Below are 4,859 nucleotides of genomic sequence, written 5' to 3' on the forward strand. Positions count from 1 at the left end.
CGGCACCGCGCTGGCCGCAGGCGCGGCAGGCGCGGCCGCCGGCTACATGCTGGGCTCCGCCGGCAGCGACAAGCAGCACGCCAATCAGCAAGCGGCGCCTCAGGACGCGGCAGGCAACGCCGCGCCGGCGCAACAGCAAAAGGATAGCGGCATGCCGTGGGGCATGCTGGCCCTGCTGGGCCTGCTGCTGGTAGGCGGCTTCATGTTCTTCCGCCGCAAGGCCGGCGCGCCGGGCGCCAATGCGCCGCAACCGGCCGGCATGCCGCAAGGCATGGCCGAACAGCCGCGCGGCTTCGATCCGATTCCGAAAATCGGCTCCGGCATGAACGGCGGCAACAACCAGGGCTTCGGCGGCGGTTTCAACGCCGCGCCGGCGGCGCCGCAGACTCGCCTGCCCGACGGCACCGAAACGCCGAACTTCCTGCGCCAGGCCAAGGCCACCTTCCTGCACCTGCAAAGCCTGAACACGCCGGACAGCATGGAAGAAGTACGCAAGTACATGACGCCGGACCTGTTCAACGCGCTGATCGGCGACATCTCCAGCAACAGCGGCGTGGCGGACTTCTCGCAGCTTGACTGCCAGCTGGCCGACGCCACGGTGGAAGACGGCCGTTACATCGCCAGCGTGCGCTTCTCCGGCCAGGTGAGCGAAGAAGTAGGCGCGCCGGTTGTGCCGTTCAGCGAAATCTGGCATTACATCAAGGATGGCAGCACCGGCGGACGCTGGCTGGTGGCGGGCATTCAGCAGGACTAAACGAGGCGCGCGGACGCTGTTGCGTTCCTGTCGCGCTTAACACTCGTTGACGACGGGCCGTGAGGCCCGTTTTTTATTTTCATGTCCATGCACTAAACTGGAATGCCGCTTGCTTGTAAGGCGGGACGGGTCAAACAAGAACCCGCTGACAGGGAGACCGCATCGCGATGACAGCTTTCGAGCACGCCGGCCTGAAAATCGGCAGCCATTTCCAGCCCGTCTACAGCCTGGCGCATCGACGCAGCATAGGCGTGGAGGCGTTGCTGCGAGCCGAGCAAGGCAAGGACGCGCTCACGCCCGCCGAAGCCTTCTACACCGCCATATCCCCCGAGCAGCGGCATCAGCTGGACGTCGCCGTCAGCCTGGCCCACATCCAGCGCTTCCTCAAGCTGGAGTCCGAACACCCGCGCTGGCTGTTCCTGAACATCGACGCCGCTTCGCTGTCGCGTCCCGACCGGGCGATGGCGCTGGTCAACAACATCCGCCAGGCCGGACTGGAACCGCACCAAGTGGTGCTGGAAGTGCTGGAGCATGTGCTGGAGGTGGACGAGGCGCTGCTGGAAGGCGTGCATCTGTTGAAAAACAACGGCTTCATGATCGCCATCGACGACTTTGGCGTGGGCCACTCCAATCTGGAGCGGGTGTGCCAGCTGGAGCCGGCGATGGTGAAATTCGACCGCCAGCTGATGCGCAACGCCATCCATCAGCCGCGCAGCCGCAGCTTGCTGGCGCGCCTGGTGCGCTTGATGCACGAAATCGGTGCATTGGTGGTGCTGGAAGGCATCGAAACCGAGCGCGATGTGCTGGTGGCCATGGACTCCGGCTGCGACCTGATCCAAGGGTATTTTGTGGCCCATCCGGCGGAGCAGCCCGATGGCGACGACATCATCACCCCCAAGCTGGACGAACGCTGGGACGAGCTGATGGCGCATGCGCTGCTCAAGCGCAAGCTCACCCGCCGCCAGATCGAGCTGGCGCGGCAATGCTTCGTGCAGAGCGCCATCTCGCTGATGCAAGGCACGCCGTTCGACCTGGCGGCCAAACCCATGCTGAGCCTGCCGGACGTGATCCGCTGCTTCCTGCTGAACAGCGAGGGGCGGCAGATCGGCCGCAACCTGAACAACCGCCAAGCCTCTGCGACGCCGGACCCGCGCTACGCGCCGCTGTCCGACACCACCGGCGCGGTGTGGTCGCGCCGCAGCTATTTCCAGCATGCGGTGGACCAGCCCGGCGTGTTGTATATGAGCGAGCCGTATCTGTCGATGACCGACCCGCGCTCCTGCGTGACGATGTCGATGGCGATAGAAATCGACGAGTGCATGCATGTGCTGTGCGCCGACCTGCTGGTGCCGCAGGCCGACATCGCCTGATCGCGCCACAAAAAACAAGCGGCCTGTTGGCCGCTTGTTTTTTTGATTGCCGCCTTACTTGGCCGGCGTCACGTCCTGAATGTATTCAAACAAGGTCACCACCTTCTGCACGCCGGCGGTTTCGCTGACCACCTTGGCCGCGATCTGGCCTTCGGCCTGCGTCACCAGGCCCAGCATGTAGACCACGCCGCGCTCGGTCACCACCTTCACGTCATTGGGGTTGTAGCCCTTGCCATCCAGCAGCCGGGTGCGCACCTTGCTGGTGATCCAGGTGTCGTTGCTGCGCTCGGAGAAGCCGGAAACCGGCCCCACCGTCAGGTAGTTGTAGACGCGGCGCACATTGGGAATGCCGCGCACGATCAGCTCCGCCTGCTGGCGCGCTTCTTCGGTGGGCACCTCGCCGGTCAGCAGCACGGCGCGGTTGAAGCTGTTGCGGTTGACGTGGGCGGACGGCAGACGGCTGGCGATCTGCTCGCCGGACTTCAGCTCGATGCCCTGGTCGTCCACATAAGCGCCGCTGGTGCGGCGATCTGCGGCCACCAGCACGCCGCCGGCAGCCGCGCCCGCCACCAGGCCGACGCAGCCGCTCAGGCCGCTGGCCAGGCCAGCCGCCAGCAGCAATGCGAATACGGTTTGTTTCATTTACTCTCCCCCAAGCAGCATGCAGTCAATGGCGTCGCATAGCGCGTGGATCAGCAGGATATGCACTTCCTGGATCCGGCAGGTGCGCAGCGACGGCACGTTCAGGTGTATATCTTCCGGCGACAGGATTTCCGTCACCTTGCCTCCATCCTTGCCGGTCAGCGCGATCACGCTCATGCCGCGCTCGTGCGCGGCGTAGATGGCCTCGATCACATTGGCGGAATTGCCGGATGTCGAAATGGCCAGCAGCAGGTCGTTGGTGTGGCCCAGGGCGCGCACCTGCTTGGAAAACACCATGTCGAAATCGTAATCGTTGCCGATGGCGGTCAAGGCCGAAGTATCGGTGGCCAGCGAAATCGCCGCCAGGCCCGGCCGCTCCTTCTCGAAGCGGCCCACCATCTCCGCGGCGAAGTGCTGGGCATCGGCGGCGGAACCGCCATTGCCGCAGGCCAGAATCTTGCCCTCGTTCATCAGGCAGGCCACCATCAGCTCGGCCGCCGCGGCCACGCCCGGCGACAGCAGCTCCATCGCCTCCTGCTTGGCGGCGATGCTTTCCAGAAAATGGCCGTTGACCCGGTCAATCAGATCCATTGGGGAATCCCCTTTTCTCAACTAATACTGCGTAAATACGTTCTTCAGCCACTGCGGCGGCTCGCCGCCCACGCTGACCACCGCGTCGAAGCGGCAAGGCGCATGAATGTTGTGGCTGGCTAGATAGACTTCGGCGGCCAGCAGCAGTTTCCGCTGCTTGGCCTGAGTAATGCTGTCGGCGGCGCTGCCGAAGCGTCCGCCGCCGCGATGGCGCACCTCTACAAACACCAGGGCGTCGCCATCGCGCATGATCAAATCGATCTCGCCGCCGCGGCAATGCCAGTTGCGCGCCACCAGTTTCAGGCCGCGCTGTTGCAGCAGCGCCAGCGCGCGGTCTTCGGCATCGCGCCCGGCTTGGTTCATTGCAGCGCGTTGCCGCCCATCACGCCGGCCGGCAGCTGCCGCTCGAACACCCGGTCGCGGCCCAGCTTCAAATCGCCGGTGACGCCGTCCAGCTTCACCGACGCGCCGGGACGGCTGCCCGCCATCAGCACCGCCAGACGGTAGGCATCGATGCCCAGCGCGTACAGCCGCTCCGTCTGCGCGGTCAGCGGCGTCGTCGGCCGCGGATAGCGCTTCACCGCCGGATGATCCGGCATCAGGAACCACGGCATGTCGATGAAGCGCACGCCGGCCAGCTCCGGCTGATTGCCGCCGGCATTCAGCTGCGAGGTGCCGTATACCGGCAGGTCCGGCGTCAGCGCCGCCTTCAGCTTGCCGGCTTGAGCGGCGTCCAGCGCCAAGGCCAGGGAATCGGCCTGGCCGCTGGCCTGCAGCAGCGCCGGCAGGTTGTTGGGATCATACGCCTGCCGCAGCACGTCCTTGCCATTCAGCCGGCGCCATTCATCGGCAAAAGCCTTGGCCAGGCGCTGCGACAAAGCATCGCCGCCCACCACCAGCAAGGGGTTGGCGCGGCCGTCATCGCGCATCAGCTGCGCCAGCTGGCGCGCCTCGCCCTCCACGATCAGCGACAAGGAAAACAGCTTGGCATTGGCCGCGGCGTCGCGGTCGATGGAGTTCAGCGCGAGGGTCGGCACCGTCACCGACGGCGCCAGCTGAGCGATGGCGCCGCGCGACAGCGGGCCGATCACCACATTGACCCCGTCCGCCACCGCCGCGCGATAGCGCTGCACCACATTGTCCGTAGTCGCGTCCACGCTGACCAGCTCGGCGTTTTGGTCCACCTGGGCCGCGGCCTCCACGCCGCTGCGCACCACGGCGGCCGCCTCGCCCAGCGCGGCCGATTCATTGGGCAGGATAAGCCCTATCTTGATCTTGGGCCGACCGTTCGCCGGCCGGAAGGCCGGCGCGCTGGCCGCTGGCGCGGAGCTGGGCAAGGCTGCCGCGGCAGGCGCCGTCTGCGCCGGCGCGGGGGCTGTCTCTTATACACATCTCCGAGCCCACGAGACTCCGCCAATTATCGCGTATGCCGTCTTCTGCTTGAAAAAGGGGGGGGGGGGGGGGGGGGGGGGGGGGGGGGGGGGGGGGGGGGGGGGGGGGGG

Annotated in this window: 6 protein-coding genes; 2 read left to right on the forward strand and 4 right to left on the reverse strand. The window is 66.2% G+C overall.

From position 1 onward, the window contains the following. Positions 1–754 (forward strand): Tim44 domain-containing protein (locus JHD59_RS21485; RefSeq protein WP_199155764.1); only part of this gene is annotated, 754 nt, incomplete at its 5' end. A gap of 167 nt (positions 755–921) precedes the next feature. Beyond that, positions 922–2,124, forward strand: a complete 1,203-nt coding sequence (locus JHD59_RS21490; protein WP_106075717.1) for an EAL domain-containing protein — start codon at positions 922–924, stop codon at positions 2,122–2,124. A gap of 54 nt (positions 2,125–2,178) precedes the next feature. Here the strand turns inward: JHD59_RS21490 and JHD59_RS21495 are convergent, their stop codons facing one another. Genes JHD59_RS21495 through JHD59_RS21510 form a run of 4 tightly spaced genes read right to left on the reverse strand, consistent with a single transcriptional unit; the run spans position 2,179 to position 4,694 of the window. Further along, positions 2,179–2,766: a BON domain-containing protein gene (locus JHD59_RS21495; protein ID WP_071109819.1), complete on the reverse strand. Its 588-nt coding sequence runs from the start codon at positions 2,764–2,766 to the stop codon at positions 2,179–2,181. Then, a complete protein-coding gene (locus JHD59_RS21500) occupies positions 2,767–3,357 on the reverse strand; it encodes a phosphoheptose isomerase (RefSeq protein ID WP_043620403.1) in 591 nt (196 codons plus the stop codon). It lies immediately after the preceding gene. A 21-nt stretch (positions 3,358–3,378) separates the two neighbouring features. Next, a complete protein-coding gene (locus JHD59_RS21505; RefSeq protein WP_071109818.1) occupies positions 3,379–3,720 on the reverse strand; it encodes a YraN family protein in 342 nt (113 codons plus the stop codon). Further along, positions 3,717–4,694 (reverse strand): penicillin-binding protein activator, encoded by a 978-nt coding sequence (locus JHD59_RS21510; protein WP_233164453.1) that lies wholly within the window; start codon positions 4,692–4,694, stop codon positions 3,717–3,719. The genes JHD59_RS21505 and JHD59_RS21510 overlap by 4 nt, the downstream gene beginning before the upstream one ends. Positions 4,695–4,859: the final 165 nt, after the last annotated feature.

The sequence above is a fragment of the Chromobacterium sp. ASV23 genome (assembly GCF_016428945.1).
GTDB lineage: Bacteria > Pseudomonadota > Gammaproteobacteria > Burkholderiales > Chromobacteriaceae > Chromobacterium > Chromobacterium sinusclupearum.